The sequence below is a fragment of the Megasphaera elsdenii DSM 20460 genome, from assembly GCF_003010495.1.
Lineage (GTDB): Bacteria > Bacillota > Negativicutes > Veillonellales > Megasphaeraceae > Megasphaera > Megasphaera elsdenii.
In genome coordinates, this window is record NZ_CP027570.1 from 2,078,798 (window position 1) to 2,102,770 (window position 23,973).

18 protein-coding genes, 1 tRNA gene and 1 riboswitch are annotated in these 23,973 nt (G+C 56.4%); of the genes, 11 read left to right on the forward strand and 8 right to left on the reverse strand.

All coding sequences use genetic code 11. From position 1 onward, the window contains the following. Positions 1-243 precede the first annotated feature (243 nt). Positions 244-807, reverse strand: a complete 564-nt coding sequence (locus C6362_RS09890; protein ID WP_014016811.1) for a flavodoxin family protein — start codon at positions 805-807, stop codon at positions 244-246. Between the two features lie 456 nt (positions 808-1,263). Between C6362_RS09890 and C6362_RS09895 the strand changes: the two genes are divergently transcribed. The 6 genes from C6362_RS09895 to C6362_RS09920 all read left to right on the forward strand — a co-directional run bounded on the left by C6362_RS09895 (position 1,264) and on the right by C6362_RS09920 (position 8,353). Further along, positions 1,264-2,823, forward strand: a complete 1,560-nt coding sequence (locus tag C6362_RS09895) for a gluconokinase (protein WP_014016810.1) — start codon at positions 1,264-1,266, stop codon at positions 2,821-2,823. Positions 2,824-2,848: 25 nt separating this feature from the next. Further along, entirely contained in the window at positions 2,849-4,261 is a 1,413-nt protein-coding gene (gene gnd, locus C6362_RS09900) for a decarboxylating NADP(+)-dependent phosphogluconate dehydrogenase (RefSeq protein WP_014016809.1), read from the forward strand. A 15-nt stretch (positions 4,262-4,276) separates the two neighbouring features. After that, positions 4,277-5,596 carry a gluconate:H+ symporter gene (locus C6362_RS09905; protein ID WP_014016808.1) on the forward strand — a complete coding sequence of 440 codons (1,320 nt, stop codon included), beginning with the start codon at positions 4,277-4,279 and terminating at the stop codon, positions 5,594-5,596. A 34-nt stretch (positions 5,597-5,630) separates the two neighbouring features. Next, the gene (locus C6362_RS09910; RefSeq protein ID WP_014016807.1) at positions 5,631-6,488 is read left to right on the forward strand and encodes a MurR/RpiR family transcriptional regulator; all 858 of its coding nucleotides are present in this window, start codon (positions 5,631-5,633) and stop codon (positions 6,486-6,488) included. A 180-nt stretch (positions 6,489-6,668) separates the two neighbouring features. After that, positions 6,669-7,433: a dihydroorotate dehydrogenase electron transfer subunit gene (locus C6362_RS09915; protein ID WP_014016806.1), complete on the forward strand. Its 765-nt coding sequence runs from the start codon at positions 6,669-6,671 to the stop codon at positions 7,431-7,433. Next, positions 7,430-8,353: a dihydroorotate dehydrogenase gene (locus tag C6362_RS09920; protein ID WP_014016805.1), complete on the forward strand. Its 924-nt coding sequence runs from the start codon at positions 7,430-7,432 to the stop codon at positions 8,351-8,353. Before C6362_RS09915 ends, C6362_RS09920 begins: the two co-directional genes overlap by 4 nt. Positions 8,354-8,526: 173 nt before the next feature. Here C6362_RS09920 and C6362_RS09925 read toward each other — a convergent pair whose 3' ends face one another. From C6362_RS09925 to C6362_RS09955, 7 genes are all read right to left on the reverse strand, one after another. Beyond that, positions 8,527-9,180 (reverse strand): methionine ABC transporter permease, encoded by a 654-nt coding sequence (locus C6362_RS09925; RefSeq protein WP_014016804.1) that lies wholly within the window; start codon positions 9,178-9,180, stop codon positions 8,527-8,529. Further along, positions 9,161-10,204, reverse strand: a complete 1,044-nt coding sequence (locus tag C6362_RS09930; protein ID WP_014016803.1) for a methionine ABC transporter ATP-binding protein — start codon at positions 10,202-10,204, stop codon at positions 9,161-9,163. Before C6362_RS09930 ends, C6362_RS09925 begins: the two co-directional genes overlap by 20 nt. Positions 10,205-10,291: 87 nt before the next feature. After that, positions 10,292-10,389: riboswitch (SAM riboswitch) on the reverse strand. Between the two features lie 59 nt (positions 10,390-10,448). After that, on the reverse strand, positions 10,449-11,681 hold the full coding sequence (locus C6362_RS09935) for an aminopeptidase (protein ID WP_014016802.1): 1,233 nt from the start codon (positions 11,679-11,681) through the stop codon (positions 10,449-10,451). A gap of 4 nt (positions 11,682-11,685) precedes the next feature. Continuing rightward, positions 11,686-13,047 (reverse strand): MATE family efflux transporter, encoded by a 1,362-nt coding sequence (locus tag C6362_RS09940; protein ID WP_014016801.1) that lies wholly within the window; start codon positions 13,045-13,047, stop codon positions 11,686-11,688. 198 nt (positions 13,048-13,245) lie between these two features. Then, a complete protein-coding gene (gene rpsT / locus C6362_RS09945) occupies positions 13,246-13,512 on the reverse strand; it encodes a 30S ribosomal protein S20 (protein WP_014016800.1) in 267 nt (88 codons plus the stop codon). Positions 13,513-13,602: 90 nt separating this feature from the next. Continuing rightward, entirely contained in the window at positions 13,603-14,568 is a 966-nt protein-coding gene (fba, locus tag C6362_RS09950; protein ID WP_014016799.1) for a class II fructose-1,6-bisphosphate aldolase, read from the reverse strand. A 35-nt stretch (positions 14,569-14,603) separates the two neighbouring features. Further along, the gene (locus tag C6362_RS09955; RefSeq protein WP_014016798.1) at positions 14,604-15,485 is read right to left on the reverse strand and encodes an RluA family pseudouridine synthase; all 882 of its coding nucleotides are present in this window, start codon (positions 15,483-15,485) and stop codon (positions 14,604-14,606) included. Positions 15,486-15,794: 309 nt separating this feature from the next. Here C6362_RS09955 and dnaG point away from each other — a divergent pair, with 309 nt between their 5' ends. The 5 genes from dnaG to C6362_RS09980 all read left to right on the forward strand — a co-directional run bounded on the left by dnaG (position 15,795) and on the right by C6362_RS09980 (position 23,972). Next, a complete protein-coding gene (dnaG, locus tag C6362_RS09960) occupies positions 15,795-17,588 on the forward strand; it encodes a DNA primase (protein WP_014016797.1) in 1,794 nt (597 codons plus the stop codon). Between the two features lie 24 nt (positions 17,589-17,612). Further along, the gene (gene rpoD / locus C6362_RS09965) at positions 17,613-18,863 is read left to right on the forward strand and encodes an RNA polymerase sigma factor RpoD (protein WP_014016796.1); all 1,251 of its coding nucleotides are present in this window, start codon (positions 17,613-17,615) and stop codon (positions 18,861-18,863) included. Positions 18,864-18,936: 73 nt separating this feature from the next. Beyond that, positions 18,937-19,011, forward strand: a tRNA-Ile gene (locus C6362_RS09970). A 350-nt stretch (positions 19,012-19,361) separates the two neighbouring features. Then, positions 19,362-21,488, forward strand: coding sequence for an ASKHA domain-containing protein (locus tag C6362_RS09975; protein ID WP_014016795.1), 2,127 nt, complete (start codon positions 19,362-19,364; stop codon positions 21,486-21,488). A 12-nt stretch (positions 21,489-21,500) separates the two neighbouring features. Next, a complete protein-coding gene (locus C6362_RS09980) occupies positions 21,501-23,972 on the forward strand; it encodes a homocysteine S-methyltransferase family protein (protein ID WP_014016794.1) in 2,472 nt (823 codons plus the stop codon). Position 23,973 lies beyond the last annotated feature (1 nt).

The window sequence follows — 23,973 nt, forward strand, 5'->3', positions numbered from 1 at the left end:
ATTATAAGAGGAAAAAGCTGTAGTAAATACAACAAATTTCTGAGTGAAAAAGAGGCTGTCTTTGTGTGACAGCCTCTTTTTCGAGTATTAAGTTTGCAGTTTGTAGTAACTTCATGCCAACAACTATGAAAAGCAACCTCTCAGTCAGCATCGCTGACAGCTCTCCTATGAGGAGAGCCAGTGGGTTACGAGAGCAGGCCGCCCTTTGGGACGGCCCCTACGATTTCTTATCCCTACGAGTCCTTAGCGGATGAAGTTGGTCATGATCTTCGCTTCTGTTGCCGGGGCTTCGATGCCTGCTTTTTTGCCGGCTTCGATGCATTTCAGGATCCAGGCCATGTTGCGGCCGAGGGTCCGCATGATCTGCAGGCCTTCTTCATCTTTCTTGACGTCCTCCGGCGTATTGCCGTGGACCATGGGCCAGTAGTTGGAAGCGACGCTGACCATCTGATGGTAGGACAAGTATTTGTTGAGGACGTCCAGCGTGGCTGTCGTGCCGGCACGGCGGGCCGAGGTGACGGTAGCGCCGACTTTATGGGTCAGGGCAGCACCGGCTTTACCAGCCAGTTTATCCATGAAGGAGATGATTTCACCAGACGGCGAAGCCCAGTAGACCGGCGAGCCGATGACCAGGCCGTCGGCGGTCTTCATTTTTTCGGCGACAGCGTCGACGATGGCGTCATCGGGAAGGGCATGGACGATTTCTGCATCGATGCCGTTTTCTTTGAGCGTATCGGCGACGACAGACAGTGCTGTATAGGTGCAGCCTTTTTCGCGGCGGCTGCCATTCAATAAGATAACTTTCATGGGAATCCCTCCTGTAAATATCATGATTACATGATAATAGTTGTCATAACTAATAAGACAGCTATTATCAGTTTGAAGTTAAAAGTTTGATGTTTGATGTAGATGGAATTTAAAGGCCCTTACGTCAAACTTCATACGTCAAACTTCAAACACTAAAAATAAAGAAAAATGTATGATGACAGAAGCCTTCATACAATAATCTTTTGCAAAAATACTATAGCACAGAAAGGGCAAAAAAGCAAATACGCAGGCTGCTGTTCGTGGTTCGCAAAACCAGCCGCTAACCGCTAACGGCTGATTTTTCCTTATACGCATAGCGCAGCCTATTTTTATGATATAAAAGTATCGAAGTATAAAATTTAAAATGATATTTTTATTGCATATAGTCCATGGAAATGGTATCATAAAGTCATCAAGAAGATTCCTTAGCCAAATACGTGAAAGGGAGTATGACTCATGAATACCATTACGCCTATGGATTCGGCGAACCAGGAAGTGTGGATCGGCGTCGACGTCGGTACGACTGGCGTCCGGGCCATTGCTTATACGGAAGACGGGACCAATGTCTGCTCGTCGGAAGCTTTTTATCCTTTGTTGACACCCCATCCGGATTGGGCCGAAGAAAGCCCGCTCCAGATCCTGGAAGCCGTCCAGGAAGTCATCAGTAAGACGGCCGCTCAGCTTCGCTATAAGAACAAGGAGCTGGCCGGCATCGCCCTGAGCACGGTCATGCACAGTTTCGCCGGCCTCGACGAAGGCAAAGAACCCCTCATGGACATGCAGACCTGGGCTGACAGCCGCAGCGCGTCTATTGTCCGGGAAATGAAGAAAGACGAAGGCTTGTGCCGGTCTTTCTATGAACGGACGGGCTGCCCCATCCACGCCTGCTATCCCCTGGCCAAAATCATCTGGCTGCGCCAGAACCAGCCGGAACTCTTCCGCCAGATGCGCTATGTCGGATCATTGAAAGATTATTTGTTCTATCACTTGACGGGCCAATGGGTCATCGACAAGTCCGCAGCCAGCACGAGCGGCATGTACAACGAACGGACCTTGGATTGGGATGATGAAATCCTGGCCTATGCCGGTGTCACTAAAGACCAGCTGCCGCCTGTCGTATCGACGACGTACAGCCAGGGTTTGTGTGAAGACGCTGCCAAGATTTTGCGCCTGCCGGCCGGCCTTCCCGTCGTCATCGGCGCTACGGATGGCGTCCTGGTCAACGTCGGCATCGGTGCCGTCGAACCGGGCCAGCTCAGCGGGACCATCGGGACCAGCGGCGCCCTGCGCATGCTGACCCGCCAGCCCAAGACGGACCCGCAGATGCGCACGTGGTGCTATAACCTGACCGACGACATGTGGGTCGCCGGCGGAGCCATCAACAACGGCGGCATGATCCTGCGCTGGGTCCGCGACAAAATCTGCCATTACGGCGGCAGTGCCCTGGAAACGCTGGACATCGACCCCTATGACTTGATGACCATGAAGGCAGAACACGTCGATGCCGGCGCCGACGGTCTCATCTGCCTGCCGTATTTTACGGGCGAACGGGCGCCATACTGGAACTCGGAACTGCGGGGCATGTTCTTCGGCTTTTCCCTCAATCACAGCCGGTCCCACATGATCCGCGCCGTCATGGAAGGCATCTGCTACAGCCTAAACAGCGTCATGGCAGCTCTCAAGGAATTTGGCGACATCAAGGACATCCGCGTCAGCGGCAGCTTCACCAAGTCGAAACTGTGGCTCCAGATTTTATCGGACGTCCTCAATCAGCCCATCACCCTGCCGGACAACAGTGAAGGCGCTGCTTTCGGGGCGGCCGTGCTGGGATTCATTTCCAGCGGCAAATTGAAGAGCATCGCCGATACGGCCGACTTGGTCCACGCCAAGAAAATCTATACGCCTATCGAAGAAAACGTAGCCGTCTACCAGCAGCTCTACGACATCTTCGTCCAGCTCTACCATAACTTGCAGGGAGAATTTGCCGACATTACGGCATACCAGCAGAAATTATAATTTCCAGTGAAAAGGAGAGATACCTATGGCACTTCACGATATTGGCGTCGTCGGCATGGCCGTCATGGGCAGTAACCTGGCCCTGAACATGGCCGACCACGGCTACGACGTTTCGGTCTACAACTATACGCCGGATTTGACGGAACAGTTCCTCAAGGAACGGCCCCATGACAAGATTACGGGCTACTTCGAGCTGAAGGATTTCCTGGCTTCCCTGAAGCGGCCGCGCAAAATCATGCTCATGATCATGGCCGGTGCGCCTGTGGACAGCATGCTCGACCAGCTGCTGCCCCTCCTGGATACAGGTGACATCATCATCGACGGCGGCAACTCCTATTTCGGCGATACGCGCCGCCGCTACGACCGCTGCAAAGAAGACGGCATCCATTTCTATGGCATGGGCATTTCGGGCGGGGAAACGGGCGCCCGCCGCGGTCCGGCCATCATGCCGGGCGGCAATAAGGAAACGTATCCTGAAATCCAGCCCATTTACGAAGCCATTGCGGCCAAAGCGGCTGATGGCAAGCCGTGCTGCACTTATATCGGCGAAGACGGCGCCGGCCATTACGTCAAGATGGTCCACAACGGCATCGAATACGCCGATATGCAGCTCATCGCCGAAGCTTATTTATTGCTCAAACACGTCGGCGGTTACGATAACGCCGCCATTTCTAAGATTTTCCATGAATGGAACCAGGGCGAACTGAAGAGCTTCCTCATCGGTATCGCCGCGGATATTTTTGCCGAAGACGACGAAGCAGGCGGACAGGTCCTGGATAAGATCGTAGACGCCGCCGGTCAGAAGGGGACCGGCCGCTGGACGAGCATCGAATCGATGAAACAGGGTGTCGATATTTCCATGATTACGGCAGCCTGCAATGCCCGCGTCATGTCCAACGCACCAGGCCGTGCCAAAGCGCAGGATGTCATTGCCAAGCCGGCCCTGACGGCCCAGAGCGGCCCGGACTTCGTCGAAGCCGTCCGCCAGAGCCTGTATGCGGCCAAGATCGTCGCCTATGCCCAGGGCTTTTCCCTCTACAAGAGTGCTTCGGAAACGTATGACTGGCACCTCGATTACGGCGCCATCGCTTCCATTTTCCGGGCCGGCTGCATCATCCAGGCCGAATTTCTGACCAAGATCACCGAAGCCTATGACAAGAATCCGGAGCTGGATAATCTCTTGTTCGACGATTTCTTCCTGGCTAAAATCAATGCCAACCAGGGCGCCCTGCGGCAGATCATCGGCCTGGCCATTGCCAACGGCCTTCCCATTCCGGCCTTCTCGGCTTCGCTCCAATACCTCGACGCCTACAGCAGCCCTCAGGTCGGAGCCAACCTCATCCAGGCCCTGCGCGACTATTTCGGCGCCCATACGTTCCAGCGCGTCGATAAAGCCGGCACCTTCCATCACCATTGGCATGAACATTATACAAAATAAAGGAGGTTTCTCATTATGCCACTCGTCATACTCGCTATTGGCATTCTCGTCTTATTTTTCCTCATCGTCAAAGTCAAGCTCAACAGTTTCTTGGCTTTGCTCCTCGTCGCCGGCGCCGTCGGCCTGGCCGAAGGCATGCCTATCGACAAGCTCATCCCGACCATTGAAAAAGGGCTGGGCGGGACCCTCGGCGGCCTGGCCATCGTCGTTTCCTTCGGCGCCATGCTGGGCAAGCTCATGGCTGAAAGCGGCGGTGCCCAGCGCATTGCGACGACACTGATCAACGTCTTCGGCCGGGAAAAGGTCAAATGGGCCGTCTGCCTGACGGGCTTCATCGTCGGTATCGCCTTGTTCTATGAAATCGGCTTCGTCCTGCTCATCCCCTTGGTCTTCACCATTGCGGCGGAAGCCAAGATTCCCCTGCTGGAAGTCGGTATCCCTATGGCTGCGGCCTTGTCGGTCACGCACGGCTTCCTGCCGCCTCATCCGGGCCCGACAGCGATTTCCATCATTTATAATGCCGATATCGGCACGACCCTGGTCTATGGTGCCATCATCGCCATCCCGACGGCCATCGTCGCCGGCCCGCTGTACTGCACGCTGACGCGGGACATCAATCCGGAAATCCCCAAGGGCATGTACAACCCGAAAATCTTTAAGGACGACGAAATGCCTGGCTTTGGTATTTCCGTCTTCACGGCGCTGGTCCCGGTCATCCTCATGGCTGCTTCGGCTATTGCCAAATTGACCATGGGTGCCGATGTCCCGGCCCGCCATATCCTGACCTTCTTCGGTCAGCCGGACATTGCCCTGACCATTTCCGTCGCCATCGCTATCTATACCTTCGGCCTGGGCCGGGGCAAATCCATGGAAGATGTCATGAAGACCGTCCAGGATGCCGTCCTGACCATTGCCATGATCTTGCTCATCGTCGGCGGTGGCGGTGCCTTGAAACAGGTCCTCATCGACAGCGGTGTCGGCACGTACATCGGTAATCTCGTCGCTGGTTCCGATTTATCGCCGCTGCTCCTGGCCTGGCTGGTCGCTGCCGTCATCCGCACGGCCTGCGGTTCGGCTACGGTAGCAGCCCTGACGGCTGGCGGTATTGCCGCCCCTATCTGCGCCGTCACCGGTGCCAATCCGGAACTGATGGTCCTGGCTACGGGCGCCGGTTCGCTCATCTTCAGCCCGCCGAATGACCCTGGTTTCTGGCTGTTCAAGGAATTTTTCGGCCTGACGGTCAAACAGACCGTCCGCACGTGGTGCGCCCTGGAAACAATCATTGCCGTCATGGGTTTAGCTGGTGTACTTGTTTTGAATCTCTTTGTAGGCTAAAATAAAAGTGAATATGAAAGTAGGAGGGAAGACGATGGAAGAAATGAAGCTCCAGGTATTTCCTGTCCTGCGCAGTGCATACGGCGGTCTGACCAAGTCAGAGCGCCGTATTGCCGATTATATTGTCGATCATCCCGGCGAGGTCATGGAAGAGACCGTAGCGGACCTGGCCGTTCATGCGCAGAGTTCGGAAATCACCATTTCCCGGTTTTGCAAGAAATTGGGCTGCAGCGGGTTGAAGGAATTGAAGCTCATGCTGGCTGCCGATTTGTCGGCAGCGCCGCAGAAGGACTTCCACGATATCCAGGCCGGCGATACGGGCCGCCAGGTGGCGTCCAAGGTTTTTGCCAATATCGCCGAAGGTTTGCAGGATACGCTGAGCCTCCTCGATTATGATGCCGTCGATGAAGCGGCCCGGCTCATCTTGAAGGCCCGGCGGATTTATGTCTTTGGCTTCGGCAATTCGGCGACAGTCTGCATGGATATGGCCACGCGGTTCCTGCGCCTGGGCCTGGCCATCCGGGAATATGCCGATTCCCATATGCAGGTGACGGCAGCGGCGCTCATGACGCCAGCAGATGTCGTCCTGGCCGTGTCCCACAGCGGGGCGACGAAGGAACTGCTCCAGTCCGTCCGGGCTGCCAAGGCGGCCGGCGGCAAGGTCATCGTCATCACCAGCCACGGCCAGTCGCCTTTGGCCGGGGAAGCCGATGTCTGCCTGTGCGGCATGGGCCGTGAAGTCCAGTATACGTCGGAAGCCGGGGCATCGCGCCTGATTCACATGGCCATCGGCGACGTCCTCTATACGCGGATCGCCATGCAGGAAGAAGGCCTTTTCCGGGACAATATAAAGAAGATGCGCCAGGAAATCGGCAAGAAGCGGCAGTTATAATCGCGGCTACGAAAATCGGCAGTTCTGTGGTACAATAAAGACGACTTATCCGGGACAATATAAAGAAGATGCGCCAGGAAATCGGCAAGAAGCGGCAGTTATAATCGCGGCTACGAAAATCGGCAGTTCTGTGGTACAATAAAGACGACTTATTGCAAACAGAGGAAGGATGATCAGAGGGTGAAAAAATTCTTGGAAATGGCGACTATCGTCGAGAATGAAGCCATTATTCCCGAAGTCTGGAAAATGGTATTCCATGCGCCGCAAATCGCAAGAGAAGCGCGGCCCGGTCAGTTTGTCAATGTCCACCGCGATGGGGGACAGACCTTTTTACGCCGTCCTTTCGGCATCGTCGATGCCGATACGGAATCGGGCAATGTGACTATTATTTACCGCCTGGTCGGCGTCGGTACGGCCGAAATGAAGACCTTGCGCCAGGGCGATGCACTCAGCGTCGAAGGCCCGTTAGGGGAAGGCGTCTTTACGACGACACCGGGCAAGGTCCTGCTGGCTGGCGGCGGCGTCGGCCTGGCACCGCTCATCTTCTTGGCCAAGCGCCTGGACCATCCCGTCGTGCTCGTCGCCGGAAAGACGGCAGCCGAAACGTTCTGGACGAAGTTCTTTGAACCCTATGCCGGCCGGATCTACGTGACGACTGACGACGGCTCGCAGGGCATCAAAGGCTTTGCCGTCGATGCGCTGCCGCAGATTTTTGCCAATCAGCCCATCGACCGCGTATCGGTCTGCGGCCCGACGGTCATGATGAAGACCATTGCCCAGGCTTCGGCCAAGGCCGGCATCGCCTGTGAAGTATCTATGGAAAAACGGATGGCCTGCGGCATCGGCGTCTGCCTGGGCTGCACCTTTGAAAGCCAGCTCGACGGCAAGCGCTATAAAGTCTGTGCCGACGGTCCTGTTTTTGACGCGAAGGAGGTCTTTGCATGATCAGCGAACGGATTGCCGTCCAATTCGCCGGGATTTCCATGAAGACACCGGTCATGGGAGCCTCGGGAACCTTTGGGTTCGGCGTAGAATACAGTGATTTTCTCGACCTCGACCACGTCGGGGCCATCATTTCCAAAGGCATCACGCCGCTGCCGCGGCCGGGAAATCCCGGTGTCCGCGTCGCCGAAACGCCGGCAGGGATGCTCAACTGCATCGGCCTGGAAAATCCGGGCGTAGCAGTCTTTAAGCGGGACATCCTGCCCAAGGTCCGTAAGGCCTGCCAGACGCCGCTCATCGTCAATATTTCGGCCGGTACTGCCGAAGAGTACGGCGAATTGGCAGCCCAGCTCGACGTCGATGGTGTGGCCGCCCTGGAAGTCAATATTTCCTGCCCCAATGTCAAAGAAGGGGGCATCGTCTTCGGGACCCAGCCGGAAGCGGCCGCTGCAGTCACGCGCAGCGTCAAGGACCATACGAAGAAACCGGTCATCGTCAAGTTGTCGCCGAACGTCACGGATATTACGGTCATGGCTAAAGCCGTCGAAGCGGCTGGTGCCGACGCCGTATCGCTCATCAATACCCTGACGGGCATGGCCATCGACATCAAGAGCCGCCGCCCCCTGTTGGGCAACATCACAGGCGGCCTGTCCGGCCCGGCTGTGAAACCCATTGCCCTGCGCATGGTATGGCAGACGGCTCAGGCCGTATCCATCCCCATCCTCGGCCTGGGCGGTATCACGACTTGGCAGGACGCCGTCGAATTTATGCTGGCCGGTGCCAGCGCCGTCGCCGTCGGGGCCCATAACTTCGTGGACCCCAGAGCCGTAGAAACCATCGCCGAAGGCCTGGACCAGTATTGTAAGGACGAAGGCATCGAACACATCCAGGATATTGTAGGGGCATTGGAGATTCGTAGTTAGTGGTTCGTGGTTTGTAGGGGCCGTCCCAAGGGGCGCCCCGTTGTGGGAATCCCATTCACGAACCCGTCGGGTATATGTAAGACTCCCGTGACCCATTGTCATGAGCGGGCCGCCCTCCGGGACGGCCCCTACAGAAAAAGGGCTTGTCGCATACGCGACAAGCCCTTTTTCTATCATTTCTTATTCTTTTTTCTCGATGCGAAGTCGCCGCCGGCCTGGATGACGTTGACGACGACGATGAGGATGATGATCGTCGCCAGCATGACGTCGGGACGGAATCGCTGGTAACCGTAGCGGATGGCGATATCCCCGAGGCCGCCACCGCCGATGGCGCCGGCCATGGCCGATGCCCCGATGAGGTTGACGATGAGGACGGTGATGTTATTGATGATCGTCGGCAGGGCTTCCGGGATAAGGACCTTGCGGATGATCTGGAAGGGCGTAGCCCCCATGGATTCGGCCGCTTCGACGAGGCCGAAATCGACGTCGCGGATGGACGTTTCGACGAGACGGCTCAGGAAGGGGATGGCGACGATGGTCAAGGGGACGCAGGCTGCCGTCGTACCGATGGACGTGCCGGCAATGAGGCGCGTCAGCGGGATGATGGCGACCATGAGGATGATGAACGGAATGGAACGGATGATGTTGACGATGGTTCCAAGAATCTGATTGATGAAGCGGTTTTCCAGGATATGGCCTTTGCTGGTCGTGACCAGGGTGATACCCAGGGGAATACCGATGATGCCGCCGATGATCGTGGCGACAGCGACCATATAGAATGTTTCTTGAATGCCTTGGAGCATTAACTTAATTATTTCTTGGGACATAACCTAAAACCTCACTTCCAATCGGTAATGTTTTGATATACGAGAATGCCTTGGCCTGTGTTTCCATATCGCCCATGATGACGACGATGAGGTAGCCGAAGGGTTCATCCTGGATATAGTCGATGTTGCCATAGAGGACGCTGACTTCGACGTTGAACTTGCGGACGACGTCGGCGACGACGGGATCGTTGGTGGCAGCGCCTTTGAAGCGCAGGCGGACGAGCATGTTGCGGTCCGGTGCAGGCTGATTGGTGACGCCCAGGTTCTTGATGCCTGCCGGCAGTTCCATGTTGATGATGGACGTGACGAAGTCTTTCATCGTCTGGGACTGAGGATTGGTGAAGATGTCGACGACGCGGCCCATTTCCTTGATGACGCCGCTTTCGATGACGGCGACGCGATGGCAGATTTCCTTGACGACGGCCATTTCATGGGTGATGACGACGATGGTGATGCCCAGGCGCTTGTTGATGTCCTGGAGCAGTTCCAGGATGGATTTCGTTGTCTGCGGGTCCAAGGCCGATGTGGCTTCGTCGCAGAGCAGGATCTTCGGGTCGCTGGCCAGGGCGCGGGCAATGCCGACACGCTGTTTCTGGCCACCCGAGAGCTGGGACGGGTAATTGCCGGCCCGGTCGCTGAGGCCGACCAGGTCCAGAAGAGATGCGACTTTCTTTTCGATGACGTCTTTCGAGGCCCCAATCAGTTCCAGCGGGAAGGCAATGTTTTCGGCAACCGTACGGGATGATAACAGATTGAAATGCTGGAAAATCATGCCGATGTTCTTGCGTTCTGCCCGCAACTGGGATTCACTCATCTTGGTCAGGTCCTTGTCGTCGATGATGACCTGGCCGCTCGTCGGCTTCTCTAACATATTGATGCAGCGGACCAGCGTCGATTTGCCGGCGCCGCTCTTGCCGATGATACCGAAGATTTCGCCGTCTTCGATGGTCAGGTTGATGCCTTTCAGGGCCTGGACCTGAGCCGAGCCGCCGTAGGTCTTGGTAATATTTTTCAGTGTAATCACAATATCAACTCCTTAAAATAGGCGTAACTAGGGAAAAACAACAACAAAAAAGGCCGTCATGCAGATGACGGCCGTATATACGGTTTCATTTCATCTGTCGGAATGTTCCGTTGGAATTGGCACCTTCCCGATAGGGGGTTGCCGCAGCGTCATCGGGCCAGTCCCTCAGCTGCTCTGGATGAAGGGTATATGGTTGTTGCGTCTTATAATAGCACGGATGGCCGGGCTTGTCAATGGAAAATCGTTATTGTGCCCAGTCGCCATGGGTAAAGACCGGCACCGTCGTGCCGTCTGCCTTGGTCCCGGTGATGGTCAGGTCCGGCGAACCGACCATGAAATCGACGTGGATCATGGAATCGTTGAGACCGGCTGCGGCGATGGCGTCTTTGTCCATATCGGCGCCGCCAGCCAGGCAGGTCGGATACGATGCGCCCAGGGCCAGGTGGCACGAGGCGTTTTCGTCGAAGAGCGTTTCATAGAAGAGGATGCCCGACAGGGAAATGGGGGAATGGTAAGGGATGAGGGCCACTTCGCCGAGGCGGCAGGCGCCTTCGTCGATGGCGATGAGTTTCTTCAGGACGTCTTCACCCGTTTCGGCGGCTGCGGCGACGACTTTGCCGTCTTTGAAGGTCAGGTGGAACTTGTCGATGAGGTTGCCGTTATAGACCAGGGGCTTGGTGCTGTAGACCGTGCCGTTGACGGCGTCGGCCTTAGGCGCGGAATAGATTTCTTCCGTCGGGATGTTGGCGTTGAACAGCAGGTGGTCTGCCGTCTCTTCCATTCCGCCCTGCCAGATATGGCCGTCCGGCAGGCCGAGGGTCAGGTCCGTCCCCAGGCTGTTGGTATAATGGAGGCTGGTGAAGTGCTGATCCGTCATCCAGGTCCGGCGTTTCTTCAGCTCTGCCAGATGGGAGTCCCAGTCGGCCAGGGCATCGGCACCGTCGGCGCGGGATGACTGGAGGATTTGCTTCCACAAGGCTTCATAAGCGGCGTCGGCGTCGAGGTCCGGATAGAGGAGCTTGGCCCAGATGGCACTGGGGACAGCGGCGACGAGCCACGTCGTCTTCGAGGCCATCATGCCGTCGATGTATTCCTTGAGGGCTTCGTTCTGGGCCTTCTGCTGGGCGAAGATCTTCTTAGTGTCGATGCCGTCCATGAGATACGGGTTGGCCGAGATGAGGCTGAGGAAGGCCGCTTTCTTATGGTAGTAATAGAGACTGAAGTCGCGGCGCCAGTCCGGCAGGGACTCGAAGTACTGCTGGTCTTCGTGTTCGTAGCGCAGGCGGGCCATGGCGTCAGATCGCCAGTTGCAGACGACCTGGGCGGCGCCGGCCGTATAGGCCTCTTTTGTCAAGAGGGCGACGAAGTCGTGCGATTCGACAGGGGCGTTGATGACCAGGGTCTGGCCTTGCTGCAGGTTCAGGCCCTTCTGTAAGAGGACGCGGGCATAAGCCGTTAATTGCTGAGTAGTTGGCATAAAATCACTCCTTAGTAGATGGGTATGAGATGGGAACTTTCCAGGCCGTATGTTTCCACAGGCGCCAGTTCAGGGCGCTGGCATTGATGGCCAGGCCGATGATGAGGCTGATCCAGTAGCCATAGGGGCCGTAAGACGTGGCGTGGGCCATGGCATAGCCCATGGGGATGCTGATGAGCCAGTACGTCACGAAGGCGACATAAGTGATGATCTTGACGTCCTTATAGCCGCGCAGGATGCCCTGGACCGGCGTACCGGCGGCATCGAAGAAGGAAAAGGCGACGGCATAGAAGATGAACATGCGGATGGCCCAGAACGTCTCGGCATCGCTGGTAAAGACCCTGGCGATGGGGTCGATGAAATGATAGGTCATGGCGATGAGCCCGAGGGCGATGACAAAAGCCGTCATCTGGCTGAGCACGGCGTATTGCCGGGCTGCGGCGTAATTGCGGGCGCCGACTTCATAGCCGATGACGATGGTCGCCGTCAGGCTGATGCTCCAGGGCAGGGTGTACGTCAGGGTCGAATAACTGATGGCGGCCTGGTTGGCGGCCAGGTACAGCGTGCCGAACTCGGCCATGAACAGGCCGACGATGGAGAACAGGCTCGTTTCGCAGAAGACGGCGATAAAGATGGGAATGCCCAATTCCAGCTGGTGATGGATGTGATGCCAGCTGACGGGCCGCAGGCGGCTCCACAGGTGATAGGACCGGAACGGTTCCATCCACTGCAGGACAGCTGCAAAGAGCAGGAAAGACAGCCACGACGCGATGGTGATGGCATAGCCCGTGCCGATGCCGCCCATGGCCGGAATGGGACCAGCGCCGAAGATGAGCAGGCGGAAGAGGAGAATCGTCAGGACCAGGTTGATGACTAAGATCGTCATGGAAACGTGGGTCTTGCCGTGGGCGTCGACGATATAGCGCATCGTCGCCTGCAGGCAGATGGGGACCAGCCCCAGGGCCAGAGCCTTGAGGTATTCCCAGGCGATGTAGCGGACCGGCGCGTCGAGGCCCATGAAGTCGAGGAAGGGCGGCATGAGAACGGCACCGGCCAGGAAAATGACGACTGTAAAGCCCAGGCTCAGGTACAGGCTCTGCATGATGTACGGCGGGATTTCTTCGGTCCTTTTCGCACCCCGGAGCTGGGCGATGATCGGCGAGATGCCGAAGAAAATACCGCACAGGCCGGCAAAGACGGGATACCAGATATTGACGGCCACGGCGACGCCGGCCAGGTCGATCGTCCCGGCGCGGCCGCTGAAAATCGAACTGAAAACGGCCGTCCCGACCTGGGCCATCTGCGTCAGGAGCAGGGGAAAGAACAGGACCAAGAAATGGCGCAATTGAAATAAATGGGGGGACATAGCATCCTCCTTGTATGAAAAAGGGCTTGTCGCACAACGACAAGCCCTTTAAAGTTGTTAGTGGCTAGCAGTTAGTTGTTAGCGGATGGCTTTAAATTTAAAGGCCTTCTTCAAGCTTCAAACCTCAAACATAAACGAAAAAGGGACCGTGCATGATGGTCGAAACCTTCATGCGCCAGTCCCCCTTTTCAGTCAAGCTTATTTACCCATAGCATTGACTTTGGAAGCCAAACGGGATTTTTTACGAGCTGCAGTGTTTTTATGGAGAACGCCTTTCTGTGCGGCGCTGTCGATTACGCTGCTAGCTTTATCGAATGCTTTTTTAACAGCTTCAGCGTCACCAGCGGCGATAGCTTCGGTCGTACGGCGGATAGCAGTATGAACAGAAGATTTAACCTGAGAGTTAGCTGCGTGACGAGCTGCGTCTTTTTCCATCGTTTTGATATTGGATTTAATCTGCGGCAATGGATTCACCTCCCTAATTTACAAGAACACTAGAAGAAATTTTACCATATGGCGCAGAAAAAATCAATACCTTTTTTACAAGACATACGATTAAGCTTTGCCTTCCGAGCCGAGGACGCATTTAATCTTGTGAGCGACGATGTCATGGACGAACTGACGGCCGTCGGCGAGGTACTGGCGCGGGTCGAAATGTTCCGGGTGCTGTGCCATGTGCTGACGGATGCCGGCAGTCAGGCCGAGACGGAGGTCGGAGTCGATATTGATCTTGCAGACAGCCATGGAAGCCGCTTTGCGGAGCTGGTCTTCCGGGATGCCGATAGCGTCGGCCAGGTTGCCGCCGTTTTCATTGATGATCTTGACATATTCCGGTACGACCGAAGATGCGCCGTGGAGGACGATCGGGAAGCCCGGCAGGCGTTTGGAGACTTCTTCGAGGATGTCGAAGCGAAGTGTCGGCGGTACGAGGACGCCGTCTGCGTTGCGCGTGCACTGTTCCGGTGTGAATTTGAATGCGCCGTGGCTGGTGCCGATAGCGATGGCCAGGGAATCGACGCCCGTGCGGGATACAAATTCTTCGACTTCTTCCGGACGGGTATAGTGAGCTTCATGAGCAGCAACTTTGACATCATCTTCGATGCCGGCCAGCTGGCCCAGTTCGCCTTCGACGACGACGCCGTGAGCGTGTGCATATTCAACGACTTTTTTCGTGAGGGCGATATTGTCTTCGAAAGAATGTTTCGAGCCGTCGATCATGACGGAAGTGAAACCGCCGTCGATGCAGTCTTTGCAGGTTTCAAAGTCAGCGCCGTGGTCGAGGTGAAGGGCGATGGGGAGATCATGATCTTCCAAAGCTGCTTCTACGAGATGTTTCAAATACGGCGGTTTAGCGTATTTGCGGGCACCGGCCGAAGCCTGAAGGATGATCGGGGAATTCAATTCAGCAGCGGCCTGGGTGACGCCCTGGACGATTTCCATGTTGTTGATGTTGAATGCGCCGATAGCATAGTGGCCTTCATAGGCTTTTTTAAACATTTCTGTAGTTCCAATTAATGGCATGTTTACATTCCTCCTACATAATACGTAAAGATGTTTTAGTATATATAATTCCAGCCGGCCCGTTGGACGAGAGCGTCCATATCTTCAGGCAGCCGGGAATTAACGGTGATGAAGCGATGGCTCATGGGGTGGGTGAACTGGAGGCAGTAGGCGTGCAGGGCCTGGCGGCCGATGAAGCGGCGCGAACCGCCGTAGAGGTCGTCGCCGGCCAGGGGATAGCCCAGGTAACTGCTGTGGACCCGGATCTGATGGGTCCGTCCCGTGTGCAGGACGACCTGGAGCAGGCTGTAGTCCCTACCAGCTGCGAGGCAGGTGAAATCGGACCAGGCCGGCTTTCCGTCGAGGCGGACACAGCGGGTAATGATGCTATCGGGACATCTTCCGATGGGGGCGTGTACAGTTGTGACCCGCGATGGGTATCGTCCCTCACAGATGGCTAAGTACAAACGCTTATACCCCAGGTCCTGCTTATCGAAAGCATATTGGATCTGCGGCTCCTTGGCGACCATACAGAGGCCGGACGTATTCTTGTCCAGGCGGTGCATTGGGTGGTACGAACAGTGCTGGCCCGTCTTTTCATAGTGATAGGCGACGGCATTGGCCAGGGTCCCGTCCCGGACGGCGGATGTCGGGTGCATCAGGATGCCTGCCGGCTTGTCGATGACCATGAGGTAGTCGTCTTCGTAGACGATGCCAATGGGTATATCCTCTGGCGGAAAGGAATTCTTTTCCGGAAGGGTGACACAGATTTCATCCCCTTCCTGGACGAAGTCGCGCGTCGACGCCGCCTGTCCATTGATGGTGCAGATGCCGTTGTGTTTGATCCGGCGCCGCAGCGTCGATGAGACGCCGAAGTGTTTCAAGGCGCCGCCTAAGGATGTGGGCCGGGTAATCGTCCCGACGGTAAAATGAATCATATGCATTTCCCCTATATTGGCTTTGTCTACATCTATTATACAAAATGAAAATAAATAAATCCATACATTTCGTGAAATCATGTGGGCTATATTTTAGCCCGCAAGGGCCTGAGCGTGCGGTTTTTCAGAAAAAATCATCTTCTGGAAAAGGAAACTTGACGCTCCGCGTCGAAATAGTATATCATAGGAATGTTATGTATCCATTTTTTATGATTTGCGAGAAAAGAGTGTTCCCTAAAGAAGGAATTTCACAGGTGGGTAGAGAATAATATATACGTCAGCGTTATTGAAATGAAACAGGTGATATGAGTGAAACGGTTTTCCAGCGAATTTATCGAACAGGTCCGACAGGCCAATGACATTGTCAGCGTCATCTCCGATTACGTGTCGCTGAAACGGCAGGGCCGGAACTTTTGGGCCTGCTGCCCTTTCCATAATGAAAAGACCGCCTCCTTCAGCGTCGCTGCCGACAAAGGCTTTTTCTATTGTTTCGGCTGCCATGCTCATGGCGATGTCTTCCAATTCATTATGAAAAAAGAAAACCTTTCCTTTTCCGATGCCGTCGAACGACTGGCCGAACGGGCACACCTCGCCCTGCCTGTCGTCGAACGGTCGGCCGAAGAAATCGCCCGCGATAAACAGCGGGACCGCTTGTATCAGATCAACGAAATGGCAGGTAACTTTTTCCATAACTGCCTGACCCGGACCCATTACGGCCAGCCCGGGCTGGCTTATTTTCACAAACGCCACGTATCGGACGATACCATCGAAGCTTTCAAACTGGGCTTTGCCCCGGAAAGCTGGGATAAGCTGACGACAGCCTTTATGAAAAAAGGCGTCACCGGCAGGGAATTAGTCCTCCTGGGGCTGGCCAAGGAAAAGAACGGCCACTTTTACGATGCCTTCCGCGGGCGGGTCATGTTTCCCATCCGCGATGGCCGCAGCCGCATCGTCGGTTTCGGCGGCCGCGTCCTCGACGACAGCAAGCCGAAGTACCTCAATTCGCCGGAAACGCCGATTTTCAATAAGCGACGCCTTCTCTTCGCCATGGACCTGGCCCATAAAGCGATTTATGAGCAGGGCAAGGCTATCCTGGTCGAAGGCTATATGGATGTCGTATCCGCTCATAACCGGGGCATCCGTAATGTCGTCGCGTCCCTGGGGACGTCTTTTACGCCGGAACAGGCGCGGCTCTTGCAGCGCCAGGCCAAAGAACTCGTCCTGGGGTACGATATGGACGGCGCCGGCCGGCAGGCGACACGGCGGGCCATGGAAATCGTCCGCGGCCTGGGCATGCGCATCCGCGTCTTGTCCCTGCCGCAGGGGAAGGATCCTGATGAATACATCAACGCCGCCGGACCGGAAAAATTCCGCCAGGCTGTCGATGAAGCGCCGAATGTGCTCGATTACATGCTCATGCGGGCGCTGCAGCAGTTCGATGTGACGACCCTCGAAGGGAAATCGGCCATTACGGCCATGGTCCTTCCCGTCGTCGCCGCCGTCGATAACCGGGTCCTCCTGGAAGCCTTCCTGAAGAAACTGGCAGGCCAGCTCCAAATCGGGGAAAACGCCGTGCGCAGCGAGTTCAATAAATACGTCGCTGCCCACCCGGAAGCGGGCCAGCAGCAGGTCGTTATCTCCCAGTCCGTATCCCAGGAAAATGCCGCAGCCCGCGGGAACGGCTCCATGGCCGTGGCTGAAGAGAATATCCTGCGTTTTCTCCTGGAAAAACCGGCTGCCTGCGGGCGGGTCCAGGCCAAAGTCTCGCCGGACCTCTTTGCCGATGGGCGGCGGCGCCATATTTACCAGCTCATTTTGGATACGTATGCACACCAAGGGATGTACACACCACATGACATCCAGCAAAAATTAACTCCTGAGGAGGCCGAAGAAGTAGCACGAATTATGGTTCTACAAGATGTCCCAATGGACGAAAATGTACTGATGGATTATGTCAAGCGCTTTCGCCTGGCCGATTTACAAAAGCAGTACCTGGCGCACAGCCGCCTGGCTGCTACTTATAGCCGGAATGGCGATGCAAGGTTGGCTGAAGAGCTTGCAGCCTGTAAAAAAATTAACGATGAAATGAAACAATGGTCTTGAGGAGCAGAAAGGAGCCTGTACACCATGGTGAATAAAACGACAGATGATACGAAAGTAACGAAAAAAACGACGAAGAAAACGACGCGCCGTAAGACGTCCAAGAAAAAGGATGCAGCCGTAAAGAAACCGTTGAGTGAAAAAGAACGCCAGGCCCTGGCCCTGCAGCACATCAAGCAGCTCTTGCAAATGGGGCAGAAGAAAGGCAGCCTGACCTATACAGAAATCATGAACCTCATGGAAGAAGACGAACTGACGCCGGACCAGATCGATAAGATGTACGAAGTCTTTGCCGACAAGGGCATCGACATCATCGGCGAAGATGATTCCATGAATGAACACGATGATATAGATGATGAAGATGCAGAAAAAGTGCCGGATCTGCACAATGTCGACCTCAGCGTACCGGAAGGCATCAATATCGATGACCCGGTCCGCATGTACCTGAAAGAAATCGGCCGCGTCCCCCTGCTGTCGGCGACAGAAGAAATTACCCTGGCCAAGGCCATTGAAAAGGGCAATGCTCCCGATGCGACAGAAGAAGACATCAAAGCCGGCACGATTGCCAAGAAGAAACTGACCGATGCCAACCTGCGCCTCGTCGTCAGCATCGCCAAACGCTATGTCGGCCGGGGCATGTTGTTCCTGGACCTCATCCAGGAAGGGAACCTGGGCCTGTTGAAAGCCGTCGACAAGTTCGACTACAGCAAAGGCTATAAATTCAGTACCTATGCGACATGGTGGATCCGCCAGGCCATTACCCGCGCCATTGCCGACCAGGCCCGGACCATCCGCATCCCGGTCCATATGGTCGAAACCATCAACAAGCTGATCCGCATTTCCCGTCAGCTCCTGCAGGATAAAGGCCGCGAACCGTTGCCGGAAGAAATCGCCGAAAAGATGGACATTCCCGTAGAACGTGTCCGGGAAATCATGAAGATTGCCCAGGAACCGGTATCCCTGGAAACGCCGATCGGCGAAGAAGAAGATTCCCACCTCGGCGACTTCATCGAAGACTCGGAAGCCGTCGCCCCTGACGACGCTGCCTCCTTCATCTTGCTGAAAGAACAGATCGAAGACGTCTTTTCCTGTCTGACTGACCGGGAACGCAAGGTCCTCTACCTGCGCTTCGGCCTCAAAGACGGCCGTCCGCGTACTTTGGAAGAAGTCGGCCAGCACTTCAACGTCACCCGTGAACGTATCCGCCAGATCGAAGGCAAAGCCCTGAGCAAACTCCGAAACTGGGGCAAACGGGAAAAAATCAAAGATTTCCTTTAAGCCGAAATCCATCCTTGACGTCATATGTCAATTAGCGTATAATGATTTGGTAAGGCCTTGTGCCTTATCCTTTGGGCCTATAGCTCAGTGGTAGAGCCACCGGCTCATAACCGGTTGGTCCTTGGTTCGAACCCAAGTGGGCCCACCATCAATGAAAAAGAGACCGTACATGATAAAAATCTTCATGTGCGGTCTTTTTGTTTTGCCTCTCTTTATAGGAGAGGTGCCCCAGCAGGGCGGAGAGGTTGAACTATGATTGGGCATGTCAAAGAAATCTTCTACCTTTTGTATTTATGTCTACGCAAAATTGCTATTAGAAGATACTGATGAAACTGCTTATATTTCGCCCAATTTGACAACTAACTGCTAGCCACTAATGGCTTGAAAGGGATTGTTGCGCGTGTGACCATCCCTTTTTTTATTAAGATTGTGTTGCCACGAGACGCCTTGAGGTTATATAATTTATGTATTATGGATAATCTTTTTAGGAGGAAGTATATGGCAGATATTCGTATCATCCGGGGGCAGCGGATTGTTCCCGATATAGAGCAGGCCTTGCGCTTTGCCGGCTATGGCTCGAAAGGGGAGGCCTGGGAACGGGCTGAAGGGATGTGCCGGGATATGGCACCGCTCCTGCGGCGGTCTTTGCAGGCCAAGGCGGCTCTGGCTTTTGCCGGGGAACGGCTCTATGTCATCCTGACGTTAGGCGCGGCTGTGAGTCGTCAGCTGGACCGCTATCGCGATGACGGCGACGACGTAGGGGCTCTGCTGTTCGATGCCATGGCGGATACGTGTCTGTTTGCTTTGGAACAGCAGGTTCTCCAGCAGCTCCGACTCATTTGCCGGCAAAAGGGCTGCGGCATCGTCTGCCGGCACGAGCCGGGAAGCGACCTGCCTTTATCGGTCCAGGCCGATGTCATCCGTGAGACTTCTGCCGGCCGGACGGTCGGCGTGACGGTCAATGCCTCGATGGCTTTGTCGCCGGTGAAGTCCATGAGCCTGGTCTTTGACTTAGGCGACGACCCGGCTGTGTTCCAAGTGAATCACGATTGTACATCCTGCCCGAAGACGGATTGCACCCAGCGCCAGGCTGGAACGTCTCAGGAAGTGCATATTACCTGCCCCGGAGGCTGCCGGGTCCATGACTATATCCAGGCTCAGGGAACGGCTCTGGCCCTGCCTTGCGGCGGTAAGGGCATGTGCGGCAAGTGCCGCGTCCGCGTCGTCCAGGGGACATTGCCGGTCACGCCCGAAGACCGGCGCATCTTTTCTGATGAACAACTGGCCCAGGGCTGGCGCCTGGCCTGTAAGGCCGTGACCTGCGATGCCGTAGAGCTCGTCGTCCCGGTCCAGGAGCAGCAGGGCTTTTCGGCCGTCGCAGCCGACTCGACGGACCCGGCTGCTGTGGTAACGGAAGGTCATGACTACGGGCTGGCTGTCGATATCGGGACGACGACGTTAGCCGCAGCCCTCGTCGACTGCACCGATGGCCAGATCCTGGCGACGGCGACGGCCGTCAACAGCCAGCGTTCCTTTGGGGCCGACGTCATCAGTCGTATCGGCGCTGCCTGCCATGGCAAGGGAAAGGCCTTGCAGAAAGCCGTCCGTCGCGATTTGACGCGCCTTGTGCAACAACTCTTCCAGGACCATCCCGGCGTTGCCGGCCATTGTCACCGCATGGCTATCGCGGCCAACACGACGATGCTCCATCTGCTCATGGGCTGGTCTTGTGAGGGCTTGGGGAACTGGCCCTTCCATCCCGTCTCGCTAGGTGGCGGGACCTATGAAGTACAGGCCGTTCTGGGACGGCAGGGCGTACTTACGGACTGCACGGTGACTTTGCTGCCTGGCATGAGTACCTACGTCGGTGCCGATATTACGGCCGGCATCTGGCAGTGCGGCGTCGCTTCGTCGGACGACCTCAGCTTGTTCGTCGATTTGGGGACCAATGGGGAGATGGCCCTGGGGAACAAAGAGAAACGCTTCATCGCTTCGGCACCGGCCGGGCCGGCCCTGGAAGGGGGCAAGCTGACCTGGGGAACAGGCAGTGTGCCCGGGGCCATCTGCGGGGTCCGCATCGAGCGGGGCCGGGCCAAGGTGCGGACCATCGACCATGGGGTCCCTGTCGGCATCTGCGGGACGGGCATCCTGGAAGCCATGGCCAGCCTCGTCCGGGAAGGCCTGGTCGACGAAACGGGGAAACTCGTCGAACCTTATTTCCATAAAGGCTTCCCGCTGGCATCGACGCTGGATTATCAGCGCATCATCCTGAGCCAGCAGGATATCCGGGAAATCCAGATGGCCAAGAGCGCCATCCGGGCCGGTATCGAATCGCTCATCGAACGGAGCGGCCTTTCCCGCCAGCATATCCGGCAGGTCTGGCTGGCCGGCGGCTTCGGCTATTATCTGGATCCGCAGAAAGCGGCTGTCATCGGCCTGCTGCCGCCGGATTTGGCTGAACGGACGACGGCCGTGGGCAATACGTCCCTGAAAGGGGCCATCGGCCTTTTGACAGGCACCGTGACTTTAGACACGTTACAGGCCATCGCCGACGGGGCGGAAGAAATCGTCCTCGGCAACGATGAAGCCTTTCAGCGTTTATATATCGACTATCTGAATTTTTAGGGGGAACTTAGATTGACTAACGAAGAATTCCAGCACTTGCTCAGCCGCGGCGTCGTCATGCTCGACGGTGCGACCGGGACGAATCTGCAACAGGCGGGCATGCCTATCGGCGTCTGCCCGGAAAAATGGATCTTGGAGAACCGCCAGGTCATGATCGACTTGCAGCGCCACTTCGTCGAAGCGGGCAGCCAAATCTTGTATGCACCGACCTTTACGGGGAACCGCATCAAACTGGCCGAATACGGTCTGGACGACCAGCTGGCCGCCATCAACCAGGGCTTGGTCGCCATTTCCAAGGAAGCCGCCCAGGGGAAGGCCCTGGTCGCCGGCGATATGACCATGACGGGCCAGCAGCTCTATCCCATGGGCGACTTGACCTTTGAGGAACTGGTCGATGTTTATCGCCAACAGGCAAAGGTCTTGTATGATGCCGGCGTCGACCTGTTCATTGTCGAAACCATGATGAGCCTCCAGGAAACGCGAGCCTGCGTCCTGGCCATCAAAGAAGTCTGCGACCTGCCCATCATGGCGACGCTGACTTTTGAAAAAGACGGCCGTACCCTCTATGGGACGCCGCCGGAAGCGGCTGTCGTCGTCCTGCAGCATCTCGGCGTCGCCGCTGTCGGCCTGAACTGCTCGACCGGGCCGGCCGATATGGTGGAAACGGTCCAGAAGATGTATGAATATGCAACGGTTCCCCTCATTGCCAAGCCCAATGCGGGCCTGCCGGAATGGGATGGCGACAAGACGGTCTACAAGACGACGCCGGAAGAATTTGCTCAGGACGGTAAACTGCTCATCGAAGCCGGTGCCCATATCGTCGGCGGCTGCTGCGGGACGACGCCGGACCATATCCGGGCCCTCCACGATGCGGTCTGCCAGATGACGCCGAAAGCGCCTCATGCCAGCCATCACCGCGTCCTGGCTTCGGAACGGCAGGTCGTGGAAATCCAGCTCGACGGCTCTTTCCAGGTCATTGGTGAACGCATCAACCCGACGGGCAAGAAGAAGCTCCAGGCTGAACTGCGGGCGGGAAAGCTAGACCTGGTACGCGCCATGGCCCGCGAACAGGAACGCAACGGCGCGGCCATCCTCGATGTCAACATGGGGACCAACGGCATTGATGAAAAGGAAATGATGCTCAAAGCCATTTACGAAGTGACGGGCGTATCGGGCCTGCCCCTCAGCATCGATACGAGTTCGCCGGAAATCATGGAAGCGGCCCTGCGCATCTATCCCGGCCGGGCCTTGGTCAATTCCATTTCCTGTGAAACGGAAAAGCGCAAACAGCTCCTGCCGGTCGTCAAGAAGTACGGCGCCATGTTCATTGCCCTGCCCGTATCCGACGCCGGTATCCCTAAGACGCTGGAAGAAAAGCACGCCGTCCTCGACGAACTCCTGACCGATGCCTATGACCATGGCTTTACGCCGGAAGACGTCGTCGTCGATGCCCTGGTGGCTACGGTCGGGGCGGCACCGACGTCGGCCCTGGACTGCATGGCGACTTTCTCGCACTGCAAACGCGACCTGGGCCTGGCGACGGTCTGCGGGTTGTCCAATATCTCCTTCGGCCTGCCCGACCGGATGTATGTCAATGCCACCTTCTTGGGCATGGCCATCGCCAGCGGCCTGACCATGGCTATTGCCAATCCGTCCCAGGACCTGCTCATGAATACGGCAGCGGCTGCCAACATGCTCATGAATAAGGAAGGCAGCGACCTGGCCTATATCCACCGCATGCAGTATTTCGACAAGAAAGAAGCCGAAAAGAAACGCCAGGAAGAGGCAGAACTCCTGGCCCGTCAGGGGATGCCGGCCGACGTGGCGGCGGCGGGGGAGTCCCAGCAGACTGAACAAGGGCCGGTCAATCCCGTCTATCAGGCCGTCCTGGAAGGGGAAAAGGATGCCGTCGTATCCCTGGCCCAGGCCGAACTGGCCAAGGGCATGGCACCGGATGCGGTCATCAACGACCTGCTCATCCCGGCCATTACGAAAGTCGGCGATTTGTACGATAAACAGGTCTACTTCCTGCCCCAGCTCATTGCCAGCGCCAACACCATGGAAACGGCCATTGCCTATTTGGAACCGCTCATCAAGAAGGAACCGGGCCAGCAGGACATGGCGACCATCGTCATCGCGACCGTCGAAGGCGACGTCCACGATATCGGCAAGAACCTGGTCGGTCTCATGCTGCGCAACTACGGCTATAAAGTCGTCGATCTGGGCAAGGACGTGCCGGCCGGTACGATCATCGAGACGGCGCTGCGTGAAAAAGCGTCTGTCGTCGGGCTGTCGGCTTTGATGACGACGACCATGATGCACATGAAGGACGTCATCGCCGAAGCGGCGGATAAGCATTACGACGGCAAGATCATCATCGGCGGCGCGGCCGTCACGCCGAGTTTCTCTGATGAAATCGGGGCCGATGGCTATTCCAAGGATGCGGCAGATTGTGTCAAACTCGTCGGCCGCCTGTTAGCATAAA